The organism is Neptunomonas sp. (assembly GCF_016744175.1).
In the GTDB taxonomy this organism is placed as follows: domain Bacteria; phylum Pseudomonadota; class Gammaproteobacteria; order Pseudomonadales; family Balneatricaceae; genus Neptunomonas.
Genome location: NZ_JADGEV010000062.1, coordinates 1 through 18,922 on the forward strand (window position 1 = coordinate 1; position 18,922 = coordinate 18,922).

General features: G+C 41.9%; 22 protein-coding genes. 3 read left to right on the forward strand and 19 right to left on the reverse strand.

Annotated features, from left to right (window positions below):
* Positions 1–319 precede the first annotated feature (319 nt).
* From paaE to QZZ55_RS18480, 16 genes are all read right to left on the reverse strand, one after another.
* Positions 320–1,417: a 1,2-phenylacetyl-CoA epoxidase subunit PaaE gene (gene paaE, locus QZZ55_RS18405; protein WP_293268886.1), complete on the reverse strand. Its 1,098-nt coding sequence runs from the start codon at positions 1,415–1,417 to the stop codon at positions 320–322.
* A gap of 8 nt (positions 1,418–1,425) precedes the next feature.
* Positions 1,426–1,965: a 1,2-phenylacetyl-CoA epoxidase subunit PaaD gene (paaD, locus tag QZZ55_RS18410; RefSeq protein ID WP_293268887.1), complete on the reverse strand. Its 540-nt coding sequence runs from the start codon at positions 1,963–1,965 to the stop codon at positions 1,426–1,428.
* 6 nt (positions 1,966–1,971) lie between these two features.
* Entirely contained in the window at positions 1,972–2,733 is a 762-nt protein-coding gene (paaC, locus tag QZZ55_RS18415; protein ID WP_293268888.1) for a 1,2-phenylacetyl-CoA epoxidase subunit PaaC, read from the reverse strand.
* Between the two features lie 19 nt (positions 2,734–2,752).
* On the reverse strand, positions 2,753–3,040 hold the full coding sequence (gene paaB, locus QZZ55_RS18420; protein WP_028469980.1) for a 1,2-phenylacetyl-CoA epoxidase subunit PaaB: 288 nt from the start codon (positions 3,038–3,040) through the stop codon (positions 2,753–2,755).
* A gap of 12 nt (positions 3,041–3,052) precedes the next feature.
* Positions 3,053–3,994, reverse strand: a complete 942-nt coding sequence (gene paaA / locus QZZ55_RS18425) for a 1,2-phenylacetyl-CoA epoxidase subunit PaaA (RefSeq protein WP_366512349.1) — start codon at positions 3,992–3,994, stop codon at positions 3,053–3,055.
* 434 nt (positions 3,995–4,428) lie between these two features.
* Positions 4,429–5,145 carry a glycerophosphodiester phosphodiesterase family protein gene (locus QZZ55_RS18430; RefSeq protein ID WP_293268889.1) on the reverse strand — a complete coding sequence of 239 codons (717 nt, stop codon included), beginning with the start codon at positions 5,143–5,145 and terminating at the stop codon, positions 4,429–4,431.
* Between the two features lie 51 nt (positions 5,146–5,196).
* Positions 5,197–5,769, reverse strand: coding sequence for a LemA family protein (locus QZZ55_RS18435; protein WP_293268890.1), 573 nt, complete (start codon positions 5,767–5,769; stop codon positions 5,197–5,199).
* A gap of 93 nt (positions 5,770–5,862) precedes the next feature.
* A complete protein-coding gene (locus QZZ55_RS18440; protein ID WP_293268891.1) occupies positions 5,863–7,776 on the reverse strand; it encodes a DUF2207 domain-containing protein in 1,914 nt (637 codons plus the stop codon).
* A gap of 85 nt (positions 7,777–7,861) precedes the next feature.
* Positions 7,862–8,890: a lipid A deacylase LpxR family protein gene (locus QZZ55_RS18445; RefSeq protein ID WP_293268892.1), complete on the reverse strand. Its 1,029-nt coding sequence runs from the start codon at positions 8,888–8,890 to the stop codon at positions 7,862–7,864.
* A gap of 2 nt (positions 8,891–8,892) precedes the next feature.
* Positions 8,893–9,417 (reverse strand): disulfide bond formation protein B, encoded by a 525-nt coding sequence (locus tag QZZ55_RS18450; protein WP_293268893.1) that lies wholly within the window; start codon positions 9,415–9,417, stop codon positions 8,893–8,895.
* A gap of 46 nt (positions 9,418–9,463) precedes the next feature.
* Positions 9,464–9,805: a YdbL family protein gene (locus QZZ55_RS18455; protein ID WP_293268894.1), complete on the reverse strand. Its 342-nt coding sequence runs from the start codon at positions 9,803–9,805 to the stop codon at positions 9,464–9,466.
* An 11-nt stretch (positions 9,806–9,816) separates the two neighbouring features.
* The gene (locus QZZ55_RS18460) at positions 9,817–10,014 is read right to left on the reverse strand and encodes a YnbE family lipoprotein (protein WP_293268895.1); all 198 of its coding nucleotides are present in this window, start codon (positions 10,012–10,014) and stop codon (positions 9,817–9,819) included.
* A gap of 23 nt (positions 10,015–10,037) precedes the next feature.
* Complete coding sequence (locus QZZ55_RS18465) at positions 10,038–12,359, reverse strand: YdbH domain-containing protein (RefSeq protein WP_293268896.1); 2,322 nt, start codon at positions 12,357–12,359, stop codon at positions 10,038–10,040.
* A gap of 18 nt (positions 12,360–12,377) precedes the next feature.
* Entirely contained in the window at positions 12,378–12,722 is a 345-nt protein-coding gene (locus tag QZZ55_RS18470) for a hypothetical protein (protein WP_293268897.1), read from the reverse strand.
* Complete coding sequence (locus tag QZZ55_RS18475) at positions 12,722–13,360, reverse strand: class I SAM-dependent methyltransferase (RefSeq protein WP_293268898.1); 639 nt, start codon at positions 13,358–13,360, stop codon at positions 12,722–12,724. The genes QZZ55_RS18470 and QZZ55_RS18475 overlap by 1 nt, the downstream gene beginning before the upstream one ends.
* The gene (locus QZZ55_RS18480; RefSeq protein ID WP_293268899.1) at positions 13,360–13,680 is read right to left on the reverse strand and encodes a hypothetical protein; all 321 of its coding nucleotides are present in this window, start codon (positions 13,678–13,680) and stop codon (positions 13,360–13,362) included. Before QZZ55_RS18480 ends, QZZ55_RS18475 begins: the two co-directional genes overlap by 1 nt.
* Before the next feature lie 151 nt (positions 13,681–13,831).
* Here QZZ55_RS18480 and QZZ55_RS18485 point away from each other — a divergent pair, with 151 nt between their 5' ends.
* Positions 13,832–14,182 (forward strand): hypothetical protein, encoded by a 351-nt coding sequence (locus tag QZZ55_RS18485; RefSeq protein ID WP_293268900.1) that lies wholly within the window; start codon positions 13,832–13,834, stop codon positions 14,180–14,182.
* Between the two features lie 6 nt (positions 14,183–14,188).
* The gene (rmuC, locus tag QZZ55_RS18490) at positions 14,189–15,592 is read left to right on the forward strand and encodes a DNA recombination protein RmuC (protein WP_293268901.1); all 1,404 of its coding nucleotides are present in this window, start codon (positions 14,189–14,191) and stop codon (positions 15,590–15,592) included.
* A 118-nt stretch (positions 15,593–15,710) separates the two neighbouring features.
* On the opposite strand, the gene QZZ55_RS18495 is transcribed toward rmuC, so the two are convergent.
* From QZZ55_RS18495 to pspA, 3 genes are read right to left on the reverse strand one after another with little or no spacing between them, the layout of a single operon-like run.
* Positions 15,711–16,154 (reverse strand): PspC domain-containing protein, encoded by a 444-nt coding sequence (locus QZZ55_RS18495; protein ID WP_293268902.1) that lies wholly within the window; start codon positions 16,152–16,154, stop codon positions 15,711–15,713.
* A 9-nt stretch (positions 16,155–16,163) separates the two neighbouring features.
* Positions 16,164–16,406: an envelope stress response membrane protein PspB gene (pspB, locus tag QZZ55_RS18500; protein WP_293268903.1), complete on the reverse strand. Its 243-nt coding sequence runs from the start codon at positions 16,404–16,406 to the stop codon at positions 16,164–16,166.
* 2 nt (positions 16,407–16,408) lie between these two features.
* The gene (gene pspA, locus QZZ55_RS18505; RefSeq protein ID WP_293268904.1) at positions 16,409–17,080 is read right to left on the reverse strand and encodes a phage shock protein PspA; all 672 of its coding nucleotides are present in this window, start codon (positions 17,078–17,080) and stop codon (positions 16,409–16,411) included.
* Between the two features lie 201 nt (positions 17,081–17,281).
* On the opposite strand from pspA, the gene pspF reads away from it, so the two are divergent.
* Positions 17,282–18,316, forward strand: coding sequence for a phage shock protein operon transcriptional activator (pspF, locus tag QZZ55_RS18510; RefSeq protein WP_293268905.1), 1,035 nt, complete (start codon positions 17,282–17,284; stop codon positions 18,314–18,316).
* Positions 18,317–18,922: the final 606 nt, after the last annotated feature.

The window sequence follows — 18,922 nt, forward strand, 5'->3', positions numbered from 1 at the left end:
TCCATCATAGGCGCTACACAAAAGCGACGGTCAAGTGTTGGAGTTTGATGTGAGTTAGTGTGTAGCAATTGCAATATCTCTTTAGCTTAGGTGGTGGTCGATATATTGCAGTATTATTTAATTACATCTCGTAGTTTCACAAAACTAGGGTTGTGGTAAAGCTTAATACTGCATATAAAAAATTATTTAAGCTTACTATTATACATATTGAGGGGGATTGCTTCGAGCGAAAGGGAGTGTTGAGCGAAGTGAGTGGGTAAAATAAAAACCCTGCTAGGTAGCAGGGTTTATGAATGCCAAGTATAAGTAATGCTAGGGGTTATCGTTGATCGAAATCGACGACTACCTTATCCGAAATAGGATGTGCTTGGCAGCTAAGAATGTAACCGGCTTCGATCTCATGTTTTTCAAGACCGTGAGTGATGTCCATGTCGACTTCACCTTCCACTAGTTTACATTTGCAGGTAGAGCATACCCCTGCTTTACATGCATAAGGTAGCTCCATGCCATTGTCCATACCGGCGTCTAAAATGTTTGAGCCGACAGTCGCCAGTTCGAACATGATTGAGCGGCCATCTGCAACAACCGTTACTTTGCTAAGCTTTTCTTCGCCAAACTCTTCGATACGTTTCTGGGCTTTATCCAGAATTGCTTGAGAGTCGGCTGATGAGTTTGCAAATAGCTCGTAATGAATTTGATCATCATTTAAGCCTTCCATACGAAAGCCACGAGACACTTCAGACATCATCGATTCAGGGCCACAGATAAAGGCTTCATCAGTGCTTTTGATATCAATTAGGCCGCTTTTTTGAAGGGCGTATCCTTTCTTGTTATCAATGCGGCCATTTAAAAGGTCAGCTCCTTGATCTTCAAAATCCATAATATTGATCCACTGAAAGCGATCCATATAACGGTTTTTAACAAAGTTTAGTTCCTCTTTGAACATAACAGAGTTGCTTCGACGGTTGCCGTAAATCAGAGTGACACGGCTATCCGATTCAACAGATAGTGTTGATTTTATGATCGAAATCATTGGCGTTATACCAGAGCCTACAGCGATACACATGTAGTTTTTGGTATTGTCAGCTTTGAGTTCTGTGTGGAAGCTGCCTTGTGGGGCCATTACTTCAATTTCAGCACCGGCTTTAAAGTTATCATTGGCGTAGTTAGAAAACTTACCATTTTTAACTCGCTTTATACCTACGCGCATATGACCGTCGTTAATGCCTGAGCATATGGAGTATGAGCGACGTACATCTTCGCCGTCGATCATAGCTTTAATGGTCAGGAATTGGCCTTGTATAAAAGTAAACTTCTCTTTTAATTCTTCTGGAACATCGAATGTTACACAGATAGCTGTATCTGTCTCTGGTTGTACGTCAGCTATCTTTAATGTGTAGAAATTGGTGTCGGACATCGCTTCACCTATATCTTTTTAAAATAATCAAATGGTTCGTTGCAATCATTACACTGGAAGAGTGCCTTGCACGCGGTAGAGCCAAACTCACTGATCCTGCGAGTATTTCGGGAGCTGCAATGTGGGCATTGCGCATGAGCGTCAGGTGTTAGGCCATCTTCATCAAGGTCTGCATCTTCTGGCGGTGCAATACCGTAATTTCGAAGGTTCTTTCGGCCTTCCAGTGACATCCACTCCGAGCTCCAAGCAGGAGATAATGACATGTTGACAGTGACGTCAGCATAACCCGCATCGTTCAAGGCTGTGGCCACGTCGGTGCGGATATTGTCCATTGCGGGGCAGCCAGAGTAGGTGGGTGTGATGGTCACTATAATTTGCCCACCTATACGCTCAATATCACGTAAAATCCCTAGGTCCCAAATGCTCAGTACCGGTACTTCTGGGTCTTTAACCATATCGAGCAAGTCCCATAATTCTTTTACATCAGCCGCACTGCGCTGTTGCAATCGTTGGTACTGTTCTTCTGGCATCAGTGAAATTTCATTCATAGTGGTTTACCACTTGCAACCTGGATGAGAGCGATGCACAAATTGCATCTCAGTTAACATGTGGCCAAGGTTCTCTGTGTGGTAGCCCGTACGGCCACCACGAACGGCCCAGCTATCTTCTGGTACAGTCAGTGTTGCTTCAGTCAGAATATCGCTTACCATTTGGCGCCATGCATCATGAAGCTTAGATACGTCTACTCCTATGCCGTTGTCAGCAAGCATCTGCTCAGTTTCATCCATGTCGAACATTTCATGGGTGTAACCCCATAGTTGATCAACCGCTTTCTGAGTACGCTTATGACTTTCCTCAGTACCATCACCTAAACGTAAAACCCAGTCACGGCTGCGGCGCAGGTGGTACTTGGTTTCTTTTATCGACTTAGCAGCAATTGCAGATAACGTAGCATCTTTTGATTGCACTAATTCTGGTAACAGTAATGTGTAATAAACATCGGCAAGTAGCTGGCGAACCTGAGAGTAGGCAAAATCGCCTCTAGGCATCTCGAGCAGCAGTAAGTTGCGGTATTCGCGATCGTTACGCATGTATGCGAAATCGTCTTCAGTACGACCATCATTGGCTAGTTCGGCAGCGTAGGTGTAAAACATACGTGCGCGACCAATATAATCCAGCGCTACGTTACCGTAGGCGATGTCTTCCTCAAGGAAGGGTCCGTAGCTTACCCATTCAGAAATACGGTGGCCCAGTACAACGGAGTCATCGCCTAAACGGGTAGTATATTCAAGTGTTGCAGCTTTGATATCACTCATTCTTTTATACTCCCGCCAATTACATGTTGTTTACTGGATCAGGAAGTACGTAGTAAGTTGCGTGACGGTAAGGCTTGTCATCGCTTGGGTCGTAGAAGCTTTCAGCATCATCTTCTTGAGAAGCACAGATGTCGTTGGATTTCATTACCCAGATACTAACGCCTTCACTGCGACGCGTGTAGCAGTCACGAGCGTACTCCAGGGCCTGTGCGTGATCTTCTGCGTGCAAGCTACCTACGTGTTTATGATCAAGGCCACGCTTTGAGCGGATGAATACTTCAAACAGTTCTAGTTTTTCAGTTGTCATGTCAGTTACCCCTTACGCCACGTTTTTTATTTTGTTGGCATTTTTTTTGTTGTTATATGCAGTAATAGCATCACGTACCCAAGAGCCTTCTTCATGAGCGGCTACATGATGCTCAATACGTTGGCGGTTACAGTGGCCATTTCCGTTGATTACGCTGTAGAACTCTTCCCAGTCAATGTCGCCATGATCATAATGGCCACGTTCTTCATTCCATTTAATGGCAGAATCTGGGTGCTCTAAGCCTAAGAATTCGATCTGAGGAACTGTTTGATCAATAAACTTCTGACGCAAGTCGTCATTAGTTTCACGTTTAATCTTCCATTCCATTGACTTAGCAGAGTGTGCCGATTCTGAGTCGTGAGGACCAAACATCATAAGAGCTGGCCAGTAGAAACGGTTCAGAGAGTCTTGCGCCATCTGTTTCTGTTCTGGTGAGCCTTGAGCCAGAACTAATAGAGCTTCATAACCTTGGCGCTGATGGAAGCTTTCTTCTTTGCAGATACGGATCATGCCGCGTGCATATGGGCCGTAAGAGGTTCGTTGTAGCGATACCTGATTTACAATAGCTGCTCCATCAACCAGCCAGCCTATAGCGCCTACATCACCCCAAGTGAGGGTAGGGTAGTTAAAAATGGATGCGTATTTAGCCGTGCCTTTCTGTAATGCTTCGATCATCTCTGCACGAGAAATGCCAAGCGTTTCGCAGGCGCTGTATAGGTATAGTCCATGGCCTGCTTCATCTTGCACCTTGGAGAGCAGAACGACTTTACGGCGCAAAGAAGGTGTACGTGTGATCCAATTCCCTTCAGGTTGCATACCGATCACTTCAGAGTGCGCATGTTGAGACATCTGACGGATAACATTTTTACGATAAGCATCCGGCATCCAATCCTTGGGTTCGATTTTCTCTTCAGCGTTAATCTTGCGCATGAAATTTTGTTCTTCTGGCGTCATTATTCTGCTCTCCGATGTTCTGGTTCGTTTGTCAGACTATGAAACTTTTTATTTTCTTCATAGCAGTCAGTATCTATCAAATCTTGCTATTGATCTTGCCGTTTTTAGTATAAGAACTCGCCTTTGGGCAAGACTCATCAATTACATATAACAGCGATAGAATAAATGTACCTCGAAATATTTTAAAATGATACATAAAATTACATAAAAACATAATTTACTGTATCACTTGTGCTGATTTTTATTCTTGTATAGCAGTGTTTATAAGACTTTTGGCGATACCATAAATATTCTTTTCATAAATTTATGAGCCTAGAATTAGCATGTGAATTCAAAAAAAGATGAATTAATAGTGTTGTAAGATTTTTGGCAAAGCAGAAGACAGAGGTATGACAGGTGTTTTTAGAGTGAGTGACGGTTGCTTTTAGGGACGGTCAAAGTAGATGGGGTGTATCTGATATGATGCCATCCACACCCATAGCCCAAAGCTTTTTAGCGGTGTTCGAATCATTACATGTATAGATGATTAGCTGGTAGCCAGCAGACTTAATGGACTGCGCAAGTAAGGGGGTTAAGTATTTCCAATTGCAATGTAAGCTGACAGCATTTAACTCTTGCATTGTGGAGTGCCAAGAGCAATCTATCTTTTCATAGAGCAGACCTATGGGTTGTTCTGAATCACATTGGCGGTAGTCACGTAAAATGTCATGGTCGAAACTACTTATCAGCAATGGTTTAGTGCTGCTCCAATGAGCGTTAATAATTGGGTAGGTAAGGGATACAATTTTTTGAGGAGAGACGTTTTCCTGTGGTTTTAGCTCAAGGTTAACTCCCATATTTAGGTGTGACATCAATTGAAGTGTCTCAATTAGTGTAGGGATTTTTTCGCCGCGAAAAGCCTCAGAAAACCAGATGCCAGCATCTATTTTTTGTAGGCAATCAGCAGTAATATTGAGCAGAGATCCTTGGTTATTGCTACAACGCTCTAATGTATCGTCGTGGCAGAGAACGACAGTATCGTCTCCTAAAATGCTCGCATCAACCTCAACCCAGTCTATATTATGTAGATTTGCTGCTTTGATAGATGCAAGTGTATTTTCAGGAGCTAAAGATGCTAATCCTCGGTGGCCAATAATACGACTTGCTTTCATGTTAGTTTCTCCTGTAACTCTGGCTAGTTGCCTTATTCAGGTTGATGCTTATTAGAATTTAACGCTAGGGACTTTCTTCACTTCACTGGCCTCTGATTCATCCAATTCAAAGAATTCAAATTTAACAAAGTTAAAGCGTGTGGCTACTAAATTAGATGGAAAGCTATCGACCATAATATTTAGGTCCCGGGCCGAACCATTATAAAAACGTCGGGCCATCTGGATCTGATCTTCTAGTTCTTTTAACTGTTCTTGGAGGTCTAAAAAATTTGTGTTTGCTTTCAAGTCTGGATAATCTTCAGCAAGCGCAAACAGTTGGCGTAATGCACCGGATAATACAGTCTCAGCTTGTGCAGTAGTTGTCGTTGTACTTGCATCGCTAGCTTGTATGGCACTGTTGCGTGCATTGACTACTCTTTCAAAGGTTGATTGCTCATGTGAGGCGTACCCTTTCACTGTCTCGATAAGATTGGGGATGAGATTGTGACGGCGCTTGAGCTGAACTTCAATTCCACTCCATGCTTCTTCTGTTCTTGCTTTTTTATCCACCAAACCGTTGTAAAGGCTGATGATATAGAGAGCTATAGCAACAATAAGCCCAATTATAATTGAAAGTGTTAACACAAATTTAATCTCCGTCGTTACTAAGAAGTACGCTAATAGGTGGTTCTCGTTAAATGGATTCTAGCTTAATACAGCTAAATGCGGCCAGTTTACTTACCAACCGCCGCCACCGCCACCGCCGCCACCGCCACCAGATGAACCTCCACTAAAGCCGCTTCCTGATGAGGAGGGAGGTGTAGACGATGAGGCAATTGCACTGTCTAAGCCAGTTGATAGGTTTGAAGATAAAGAAGCGATATTGTTTTGGTTATGGTGGTTGTGATACCAGTGTAGTGATTCACCGCTTGATAGAGCTGAAACAGCCAATACTTCGGTGAATTTTTCTCCCCATTCATTTTCTACGCCAAGAGCAACTGCATAGGGTAAGTATCGCTCAAATAATTCGGGCGTTTTTTCAGGGGGATGTTGAAATTCAAGGAGATCTTTTTCTGCTACACGTAAGTATTCTCTAAAGCCTTCAATCTTATCAAGAGTGGCTCTTCCTGCAACTGTCGGTGCTTCGAGCAACCAATAAAATAGCATGAGAAGTAGGCCTGAACAGAGAAAGTATGCCGGAACCGCAATGTTTTCAATATTCAGCGAAAACTGCCCAAATAAGGAGATAAATGGCCCGCCTACGGTGAAAATAAAAATGGCGGGCAACACTGCCGGTATTAACTTTATTGCTTTCATACCAGTAGAGCGCGACTTTGCAGCTTGAATTGAACGGCGAATAGACGTGATAAAAACAGTACCGAAGATGCCAGCAAATACAGACAAGAATATAAGCTCTTCACGTTGATCTTGAATGGCCATAAAACCACCAAGCGTTATAGCTAAAGCTAAACCAATAAAAAACCATAAGCGGTTATTGTTGAAGTTTTGCTTTGCATATTCTCTTGTGAGTGTTTGTTTTAGCTCAGATTGGGCTTTTGAAACTGACTCGGAGTATTTCCCTCCTACACTTTGTTGCTGGAGATTATCTTTAAACAGCACGTTGGCAAGAGATTTTTCACTTGGGAAAAAATTAATAGTTTTGCCCGTTTTGCTAAGCGTATAAGAGTTTTTTTTTGTGATTGGTTCTATCGTTAAGTAACCTTTAACCGCAAGGTTTATTAGTGCAGCACTAAAAGCTGAAGGTTTGACACGCCGGTCTTTGATGAATTGACAGGCTGCAGGTGATAAGCCCTTAGGTGGTGTGAAAAGGGGGATAATGGATCCACCTTTTGGGTCACGCCCCACAGCAAGCCAAGCAAGCAGCAAGTATGTAATCACGATTAAAATACTAATACCTGCAAAAATAACTATGCGAAAATCTTGCATTAGCCAGCTAATTTTTTGTGAATTAGAAGGCGGAGCAATGACGCCTTTATCCCAAGCAAGAAGAACGGTCATACCTTCACGGGTATTGAGTATTTTGTTAGTTTTAAATGAAACTTCAAATGGAAGACTCTGTACTGTATTGACAGCACTTGATGTACTTCCAATGGGACCAGTATAAGCTTTGAAGTTTTTAATAGAGGCGTTTGTCGGTAAAGATATTGTAGCGCTGGCGTTATCAATAGGAAATTTAAATCCATGGCCTATCGCGTTAAAATAGAGTTCATCTCTCTTTTCTAAAAACTGTATTTGGCGGTTGGTCCGGTAAAAAATTTCATAAGTATGATTCCCTTTGGATACAAACTTGTTTTTATCACCTATGTAGACACGGATTCCGTTTTGTTGTTTTTGTGTGTGAAACGGCTCGCTTTTCCCATCGCGCATTATGCTGATCACTTCAAAGCCAACGTGGTGCTTTTGGGTATTTGGTAAAACATAGGTTGTAGGGAAATCTCGATAAATCCCACGCTTAATCGCAGCATTTTCAGCCGTAACGGTAATCGTTTCAGTTACAAGCAGCTCGCCATCATTTTTGATGAGAATGTGCGTTTCATAATTTAGTATACGTTCTTGCGAATAAACAGAAGAAGTGCTTAGCAGTAATATACAGAGCACTATGATACTGCGTACTAATAAAATTCCTTTCACAGAGATGTCCCTATTGTCCTAGGTATAAAAATCGCGCTTTCTATAGGCGGTGGCATCATGCCATTGTTTTAGTGCAGAGTAGGCACTAATAAGAATAAGATACTGTAAGTGAACCGTAACGTTGGGCGTCTGTTTGAGTATCAAATTCTTTAGTACGATAAACATGAGCGAAAGATACTTTCCATTTGTTGTAGACGCCTGCGACACCAAAAGCCGCATCCGCAACAAAGTGTTTTTTGGACACCGAGTGGCTGTCTTGATAAGAGTTTCCATCGAGAAAAATATTCTGTAATACAAAGCGCCCATCCAAAGAGACAAAGGCATGCACTCCCCAGCCTTGTCGTAAACGAGTATCAAAGTTTCCAGGAGCGCTATTGTCGCCGCCTGGTCGTAGGGCTGATGTTCCAAAATCATCAGGTAAGCGTAGCCCAAAGCGAAATTCTGCTCCGGTATTCGCATACGTTGCTACATTACCAAGGCTTCCCCCGTAATGAGTAATAAAGTCATACCCTAAAGGACCGTACATAGACTGCTTGAATAAACGGTGTTTGTGCTCCCAAACAAGTTGGATTCCTGGCTCATTTTTAAGTTGGTTATCCCAACCAAGAAACAAATCAATACCACGGGCTTTATGAACTAAATCTTGAGCCTCTTGAGCAAAAGCTGCTGGCCCGACTATACCTAAATTAACTTCAACAGAGTTCAGTGTATTTTGTGTTTTAGCATGGTAACCAAAACCTGCATATAACCAGCCAGCATAAGGTCTGTCGTTAGGGTCAACAGTAGCTCTATTAGCGTCTTCTGGTGTATACATTTGCTGCCCAACTGTAAACACTAAGTTGCGATGTATGTTGTCTTTACTGTTTTCAGGGTCTGGATACAGTGGAGTGAACCAATAATTAACCTCTCTAATCCACGAAGGAAGTTCTGGATCATATAGATAAGTGTCGATATCTGGAGAAACCCAAGCCAAACGAATACCGTTTGTGTAACTTTGGTCTGTATCGGCAAATAAGTCATTCTCAAAATAGAGGTTATGTGTCCAAGGTGCTGCTACTGCAGGTGCGGAAGATAATATCGATACTAGAAAGAGTCTGTAATATAGTGTTTTCATGTTTAGAAGAGAAGCTTGGCTCTCGGGCTACGTGTTAATACCCGCCAGGTGATTAGGAACAGGAGTGCAAAGACTGCTGTTGTTATTTGAGGGAGTGATAGTCCTAATTGTTGCCACGAATTATCTAGACACTCATTATTCTCAATAAGTAGGTGATGTATATCCGATAAAAAAGGTACTGTGCTGGTCCAAGTTTCAAGTCCAGTGCTGCAAAGAGAAGTTGTCTCTGCTTGAGAGTCTAGCCAAACATAACGGCCGCCAGTCGCTAAACCTATAATCGCTATAAGCCAGTTAATAAGGCCGTAAAAGCGTTGGCCAAATTTCCACGGGTTATGTAGAAAAGCTAGAAAAAATATTCCGGTCATACACAGCAGACATAACCGTACAATGCTGCAAAGTGAACAATTAATTGCACTAAGCTGTTGCTCTAAAGACACAGAAGCGTATGCCAGTGCAGCACCAGAAATACAAAAGCCCGCTAAATTTAGTCTTCGGTAAGAAAATAGCGTGCTATCTGATTTATTCACGGGTAGCCCTGTATGTGGTTAGTATCTAATGAGGTTAAATGTGATGTTATTTTTGGTACCACTGCCCGTCTGCTTTTTGAAGAAAAGTTCCTTTTGGTGCTCTGTTGTATAAGCGTTGGGCTATGCGTGTTTCCATCACTTTTAATGTAACGCCTGCTTTTTTTGCGCTCTTAGTATAGGCGGCTCTCCGTTTAGTATTGATCTCTTTTACTAGACGAAGTGCGTTGGTATTTGAAGCCGAAGATACGCTGGCAAGATAGCCTGAATGTGTCTCGCCAACTAAGCCTTGTATTTTTGCTTCACCTAATGTTAGAGCCCAAGCCGGTGTTGCAATCATCGTGATAAGTAGCACTAGGGTATGCAGGAGCTTGCGGGTTGTCTGTGTCATTGTTGTTACTCCTAGAATAAGTCGCTCTGGTCACTAAGAAGGTCATCAATCTCACGGTCAACCTTAATAAGGATTTCATGTTCAATTTTAACGTTCAAGTTAATGGTTATAGGCTCATTTGGAACAGCAACTTGTACTTTAGGTGAGCAGCCAATCAGCAGAAAACTGCTAAGTAATAGCCCCAATAGAACCGTGATATTGCACTGCATAAAAGTGTTCCTTCAACATTCGTCTAAGGTGTACGGTAACGCTTCTCTATCCTGTTCGTCAATTCATCTGTGAATTGTAAGGTTTTCATGAGCTTATGTAAGTTCTCTTCAATATTCATAGAAAAGTTAACTTGTTGCCCATTATTCCACTCAGGGTTGCTTCCTTTTAGCTGTGTTTTTAATAAGAGAGCCCCATTAGCTGAGTAGTCAGCTCCTATAGATAGTTTTTTAAAATGGAAATTGGATAGGGCATCTAATGCGATACCTAAGCCTAAGTAAGACTCGCGCAATGTCTGAATGCTTGCATCTGGCTGGTAGCGAATAACCCCTGCTTCACGTGCGCTCACATTACCATCTGAGACGCTCAGACCTGATTTGTTGAAACTGAGTGGTAAATCGCCATCCAGAACACCCTCACCGGTGAGTCCTGGTTGTTGTTCTAGCTGTAATAAAGCGTTTAACGAGAGTCCTCGTAGGTATAAGTCGGTATTTATAGTAGGTGGGTTTAGAGGGCTGTGAAAAGGGGCGAGTTGAAATGTTCCGTTTAACAAGGAGCCTGAGACGTGCGTAATATCAGCTACGGGGTTGGCACTATCAAGTTTGTTTAGGCGAAACTGTGCTTTTATATTGTTAACGTATACTCCCGCATCAACTTGGTTAACTTGAAGGGAGCCTTGCTCGTCGACTCGTTTTCCTCTGAGGTGCGTTTGGCTGTTAATAGATAGCCCAATTACTTTTGCATTCTCGTGAGTTAAGTGTGTATCGTTTAAGGAATGATTAATCGTGCCATCAAGGCGTCCGCTAGACCATTGTAAGTTACCTGCTTGTGTATAATTACCACGCGTCAAGGTTAATGCTTGAGGCCACTCAAAAGGTAAGTACGCTTGCCACTGCGATGGATTATCTGCGAGAAGAATCTCTTTAATTCGCCATTGTGCATTGATTAACTCTTTATCAAGATTCATGTTAATACTAATGGCCGTGTTTAAGGGGATATCAGCACTTTCAATACTAAAACCTGCTTTGATATTTGGAAAGTGTATATAAAGATTCCCGGCTATGCTCACACTGGGTATTTTTTGGTTTTTTTGTTTTAGTTGTATGTTATTAGTCTGGAATGAAAGAGTAGTTTTTAGCTGTGCGACGTCAATATCACTAAAAGCAAACGTAATCGGTTGGCTTGTTATTTGTATCTCTGGGTTTCGAATAGTTTGCGGCGTGATGGTGGCGCTGAAGGGCTGTATAGAGGTTGTGCCACTATTATGCAGGATGAAGTCGTCGTTTAATGAGATATTTGTCTTCGCTATTGACCATTCTTCTTGCTCAAATTTAAAAATTGAGAAAGTGCTTTCTTTTGATATGTTTAATTTTAGAGTGTCTGGGTAAGTGTATTCAAAGCTTGATGGGAGGCTTAAGTATAAGCTGTCTATGTTAATGTCTTTTGCTGGCTTTTGTACCCAAGCATTTAGTTGGCTATTCTGTTGTACTCTGATGCTTGTTAACCATTGCTCTATGCCTCCTTCATATTTCCTTGCAAAGGAAAGATTGTTTTCTCCAGAGTAAGAACCGCCCATTAAAGGAAGAGTGTCTATCTTGTTGAGGGAAAGTTGTTGAGCAATCTCCTGAACTTTTCCAATGTCTATTGAATGCAGCGATTGTAGGTTGATCGTGTCTTTCTTACTGCTTAATTGTCCTAATAATCTAACAATAGGGTTAAGTGAAGACGTGGCTCGATCAATGATATTGATTCTGAAACGGTTGTCCCTCAAAACAGTAATGTCGGAGTGAGTAAGTTCTTTATTACCGATGCTAGTGAATACTCGGCTGAGTAATATCTGTTGAGTCAGGAAAATGTTGCCCGTAAAGCGATACAGCGGTTGATCTGGGCCGTGCCATTTAACATCCAATTGCCCGATGACTAATTCGTTAGCAGGAGAAAATCCAAGCCATTGATCTGGCAATAGTAGTGACAAGTCAAATGAGGCAGGGGCATCTTGTATTTCTTCTTTTTCGGCTTTTCCCGTCATGGCGATATCAAGGGCCGCAGAAGGTATTTCTATCCGGCTAAGCTCCCCTTTAAATAATAGTGCCCACGGGTCATATTTTATACTGACAGGGCCGGCTGTGAGTGTAGATATACGATTGTCAGTGTGCTTTTCAACACTGATATGGGAGATAAGCAGTTCCCGATGGCTGGGATACTCTACACTGAAAATAGGTTTATAAAATCCTTGTTCTAATAACCAGTTTTCAACAATGCTTTTTGCGATAAACGGCATGCTGACATAACCGATCAGAGGCAGCAAAAGTAGAATCGATAAACTGAGCGTCAGCCAGCGCTTCATTTTGCTGCTTCGACCATGCTAAAGAGAGTCCAGCATGATGATATCTAGGCGTTCAGTTGCTATTTTGATCAAAAATATAAGTTCAGAATATTGATCTGTATTTGCTTCAATATCTAGATCTCCTAGGCGGTCTGCTATTTCGTCCAGTGTTTCACCTTGGGCACTAATATGGTGATCCCTCAGTAGCCAGTGAATAAGGCCGGTTACTTCCTCTGCCGTAGATATATCATCTATGTTATCCAAATAATGATTACGCTCTTGGATGAGGCGAGGCATTTTTGAGTCATTGTCATCAGTACTTACATAGAGCCTAAGTAGCTTATCAGCTGTAAGTGTCTCTGTGTTATTCGGCTGTTCAGGCATTAGCGAATTTTCCTGACGACATTTAGGCCATCACGTACAGTAAGGAAAACGTTTTCCATATCGGGGTCATCAGCAATTAAGCGATTTGTTTCTACTAGCGTATCGTCTATTTCTGATTCCGGTTGTAAGACTTTCCCTGACCAGAGTACGTTATCTAAAATAATGAGCCCGCCTGGGCGAGTAAGCTCTTTTACTTTTAGGTAGTAGTTGAGATAGCTGCGCTTATCGGCATCAATGAAAGTGAAGTCTAATGGGCCTTCTAATGTTTCGAGTGTATCCAGTGCTTTGCCAAATATAACCTCAATTTTATTTCCATGTTCACTACGGTCAAAAAAAGTTTTTGCAAATTCTATAGCGCGAGGATTAGTTTCACAGCATATGAGTTTTCCATCCTCGGGCATGCCTTCAGCAATGGAAAGTGCTGAGTATCCGGTAAACATGCCAATCTCAAGAGCCCGTTTAGGCTGGTGGATTGAGCTTAGCATTTTTAAGGTACGACCAATCAATCTGCCGGATAGTTTTTGTGGCCAGCCCATGGTTTCATTGGTAGCAGAGATCAGCTCTGTTAGCAGAGGTGGCTCTTCGCTAGTATTTAGAAAAGCATAATCTTCAACGGCTTCGTTAACCAGGTATTCCATTAGTGCGGAATCTCTCTTAGTAAGGCTTTGCTGGCCCAGCCGCGTATGGATGCGCCAGAAATAAGGGTGAAAGTAAATTTGCAAAGGATAATATCACTTTCTACGCAATGAATAATGCTTACTTGTGCTCCCGTTGGAGCTAGTGTGCAGCCAGAGGCCGGTTTATTACCTACACCATATAAGGAGTAGTGGAGTAACTGGCGATACGTTTCTTCAGAGTTACATATCTGGTACCCCCCGTCGGCAACGGTCCAATGCTGGGCGGATACTGTTAGAGAAAAGCCAAGTAGGGTTATTAAAATAATGAATGCTTTAATCATACGGCTCCTTATGTGCTAACTATCTCAACGAATGATAAACGTGAAGTAGAAGTCTGCAAAGTTATTGGTGAGATTAAACAGATAGGTAGGGTTAGCCGCAGAATTCCTCTACAATCACGCCTATCAACCCCTTTGAGTGGAGTAATGGCGCGTGGATCCGATTTTTACCTTTTTGATTACTGGTTTTGTTTCGATGTCAGCAGCATTGAGTGCTGGTGCAATTAATAAGCTGTCAGATGAGCAAAAAATTGGCAAGTTAGCTGAGCGCAACACCCAAGTCGCTATCATTATGGCAGGTAATTTGGCTGCATTAACGATGATCGGTGCAATGGCGTTCGGTATGCTTAATTTAATGTGGTGGATTCCACTGCTCTGTTTGCTTGTCTCTTTTCCTGTGGTTCATATTCTAGTTATGCAGCGTTTGTTAGGTGATGTTAAAAACTTGATACTAATGACCCCGCTGGTTCTTGGTTCTGTCGCGACGCTCTATTATTACTGGTAATAATTTATGTCACTAGCGCAAATATTAGCCGGTTGGGATATGGCTAGCTCGCTGATTACAGCGGTGTTGGTTATTATGGTCGTGCTGCTTTTTTTACAATTTTTTAGAATCAAAAAGCAGCGCAAGTATGAGGCGCTAGAGAAGCTTTTGCACCAACACGAACTGAAAGAGGTGCAATACCAGGAACGTTTATCATATTTAACTAAACTTGAAGATAAGTATGAAAACCTTGAGTTTGATCGATCTGACCTAAGAGAGCAGTTGGCCATACGGCAAGCCCAAGTGGCTGAGCTCGAAGCAAGACTACATGCCGATAGACAATCATCAGAAGAGAAGCTGGCGTTATTGGCTGAAGCACGAAATCAGCTGAAGCAAGAGTTTCAAAACCTAGCCAATCAGATTTTTGATGAAAAATCCCAGCGATTCTCAGAATCTAGCCGTAAAGAAATGGGGATGCTTCTTACACCATTACGTGATCAAATTGGCGACTTTAAGCGACGTGTTGAAGATGTCTATGATCGAGAAGCAAAAGATAGGCGTGCGTTGCATACGGAAATTAGTCAGCTAAAACAACTCAACGTTCAAATGAGTCAAGATGCGATAAATTTAACTCAGGCTTTGAAGGGAGAAAGTAAGACACAAGGAAACTGGGGAGAGATTGTTCTTGAGCGAGTGTTAGAAGAGTCTGGTTTGCGCAAAGGTCATGAGTACGAAGTGCAAGTTTCATTAAAGGATCAGCAACACCGTTATCAACCTGATGTTATTGTCCATTTGCCTGATGGCAAAGATGTCATTATAGATTCCAAGGTGTCGTTAACGGCATACGAACAGTATTGCTCAAGTGACAATGAAGCACATAGGTTGCAGCAGAGAAAAGCTCATGCCGTATCATTGCAAAATCATATCCGTGGTTTAGGGGATAAGGCTTATCAAAAACTAGAGGGTGTTCGGTCATTGGATTTTGTGTTGATGTTTGTGCCTATTGAAGGTGCTTTTCTATTAGCACTGGAGCATGATCCAGAACTGTTTCGTACGGCGTTTGAGCGCAACATAATGCTGGTTAGCCCAACAACGTTACTAGTGACATTACGAACAATTCAAAATATCTGGCGATATGAGCACCAAAGCCAAAATGCCCAAGAAATCGCTAAGCGTGGTGCCGACCTATACGACAAGTTTGTTGGCTTTATTGAGTCGCTTGAGGATGTTGGAAAACACCTTTCACGTGCACAGCAAGCTTATGATATCTCCTTCAATCGCTTGTCTTCGGGTAGAGGTAATTTGATTCAGCAAGCAGTAGCATTAAATAGCTTAGGGGTTAGCGGTAAAAAAGTACTTCCTAAGCGTTTCACAGAAGCAACAGAAGCCCCTTTAAGTGAAGAGTCTATTCGAGAGGAAGGGCTTAAGTAGGCCGTTGTGATGCTTCGCGTGAAACTGAGCTTCTTGGTTACATACTCTAATAAAAAATCGGAAGAAGCGCTGAGGGCCATCTGGTTAATGGCCTCAGTGTCTGTTGTTAATATAGTAATTAGCTGCGGCGCATCTCTCTATCAAAATAGAACTTTCTTGACGTGACATGCTCTTCTAGGGCGCGTATTCGCTTATCAACTTTTGCTAGCCGTTGTCGTATCTCTTCAGTGCGGCTTGATGCTGAGGTCCCGTAATCAAACATTTTTTGCTTAATGTTGTGGGGTTTCTTCCTGTGCGTACGGGCTGAAAAGCTCTCTTCGTAAGTGTCTTCTTTCAGCTTATTGCTTTCATTAGGCCTACTGGACAGCAAAAATACGGCTGCGATATAAACAAGTACGGCAAAGGCGCCTGTGAACATCAGCAAGAAAAGAGTGAATATTCTCACTCCCGTAGCAGACCATTGCATATTTTCTGCAATGCCGCCGCATACGCCTGCTATCCAGCGCTTGTCTGTACTGCGGTATAAATTGATGTCATAACCTTGATATTTAGCTGTAAACATACAGGCTCCTTAATCTACGGAGTGACGAGTTTGCCAATCTGGCTGCTCGGCGTCGAGAATGGTTTCTAGGGTTTCAAGTCGGCTTTCAAGTCGCTCTACTTCCCCCATGGCTGCTTCCAGTGTTTGTTTGTCCTCAACTGAAAGTCCTTTGGATGAGCGCCACTTGCTGACGTAGTACAATACAAGCCAGAGAGGGAGCACTACTCCTAGAAAAATTACAGTAGGTATAAAAAAGAACACGAAGCTAGACATTATTAGTCACCAGATTTGTTTTTGTTCATCTGAGCTTTAAGCTTTGCCATTGCTTGGTCAACTTTCTCGTTGCGCTCGAGATCTTCTATCTCGTTAGCAAGATCTTTGGTACCTAGGTCATAGCTTTCAACTTCAGCTTCCATATCATCCATCTTACGCTCATAGCGTTCAAATTTATCAAATGCTTCGTTTAGTTTGTCGCGGCTAAAGCGGCGGCGTATTTCTAAACGTGAGCGCGTTGTTTGTTCCCGCGCGAGCAGTGCTTTCTGCTTAGCTTTAGCATCATCTAGTTTATGCTGTAACTGAGATATTTCGCTATTAAGATCGCTTAAGTGCTCTTCAATGGCGTCAAGTTCTTGGTGAGCCATTTCTAATGTTTCACTTGCTGCTGCTTGTTCAGTCAGTGCTGCACGTGCAAGGTCTTCACGTTTTTTGTTCAATGCCAGTGCTGCTTTGGTTTCCCACTCGTCAGCGTCTTTTTGCAAGGCAATGGCTCTGCGCTCTAGTGTTTTCTTATCGGCTATAACTTTAGCTGATGTTGTGCGTACTTCAATTAGTGTTTCTTCCATCTCTTGAATCATCATGCGAATCATCTTTTCTGGATCTTCAGCACGATCCAGTAGTGAGTTGATATTGGCGTTAATAATATCTTGAAAGCGAGAAAAGATACCCATTGTGTTTCTCCTGCATTGTTTCTTGAGATGCATACCCATCTTAAGGTGTGAGTATGTGTATTTTTTTATAGGTAAAGCTAGTTTCGTGCCAATTAATTAACTTGTTGATTTGTATTGGTTTTATAAAAAAGTAATAAATGTAAGTTTTGAGTTTGTAGTTTTAATAGCTAATTGATAGTTTTTTTAGCTAATATATAGCTTATGAGACTATCAAATAAAAAAGCAATGCTGGGTGAATCATCTTTGATGCTTGATCTCTCTGATCAAATATCTCGATTGGCACCACTCAATAAACCGGTATTGGTGTTGGGGGAGAGAGGCACGGGTAAGGAGCTGGTTGCGGAGCGAATACATTTTTTATCGAAACGTTGGGATCAGAATTTTCTTAAAGTCAGCTGTGCTTCCATAAGCGGTAGCTTGCTAGATTCAGATTTGTTCGGTCATGAATCGGGTGCTTTTACGGGAGCTATAAAGCGCCATGCTGGCCGATTTGAGCGAGCAGAAGGCGGGACTTTATTTTTGGATGAAGTCGCGACATGCTCAGCACAAATACAGGAGAAATTGCTTCGGGTTGTTGAATATGGAGAGTATGAGCGGTTAGGCGGACAGCAAACTTTGCAGGCTGATGTTCGTTTGATTGCTGCGACTAACGCGGATTTACAGGATATGTCTGGAAGAGGGGAGTTTCGAGCAGATTTGTTAGATAGATTAGCATTTGATGTTGTCCATATCCCACCTTTGAGATATCGGCAAGAGGATGTGCTTCTTCTTGCTGAGCACTTTGCTTTAAGTATGTGCCTTGAGCTTGAGCGTCAATATTTTCCGGGTTTTTCTGATAGTGCAAAACAGCAGATGCTGGAGTATGAGTGGCCAGGAAATGTTAGGGAGCTTCGCAATGCGGTAGAGCGAAGTGTGTATCGGCAAGAATCGGGCGAGGAGCCAATACAGGAGCTAACACTAGACCCTTTTGTCGCTGTTTGGTTAAAAGACAATGATGATAAGGCTGCAAAAGGGGCGGGGGCTCCCTTAAAGCCAAAAAGTGCTGGGTTGGCCGCTCAGGTTGGGGTATTGGAGCAGAGCCTGTTATTGGATGCGCTTAAGGCCACTCATTTTAATCAAAAGTTGGCCGCTAAAAAACTAAATTTGACATATCATCAACTACGATCGCAGTTGAGAAAACATGAAATGATCCCTTTAAAACAGTTTATAGATCGTCAATATACCGATAATGAATAAATTGAATGCTAGGTTTTTTTCATTTTAAAACGTGAGAAATGGCAAGGTTTATGAGTATTTTAAAATCAAAACGGAGTATTGATGTCTATGCGATATATCAAAAACGAGTATTGATTTTTTAGTATTAATCAAAATTAAATTTTGATTAATACTCTTTTTTCAATATTGATTTTTGATTTTTATAAATATAAAGGGAAGGGTTTTATTGTGGGCAAATAATATTAGAAGCGGCAATTTTTTGCATAGTGGAAAATACTATCTTGTTGAAAGTTAGAGAAATATCTAAAGAAAGGAAAATAGTTGCCGAATTAGTATTGGTATATATTGGTGATTTTTTGTACATTATTAATTATTACCCAGTAATAGCTATCATTGCTGAATTTAAAAGGTTATTGGCTTATAATTTGCTACTTGATTAATAAGTACCCTTATAAGCACTACAAAAACATTGATAGAATTTTAAATATTTTATTAATTAATGGTTATTTAAATGAATAGTGATCACAACATGATCGTCGCACTGGATATCGGCACCTCTAAAGTAGTGTGCTTGGTAGCCGAAGTTATGCCAGATGGCCATATCGAGGTTGTCGGCATTGGTTCGCA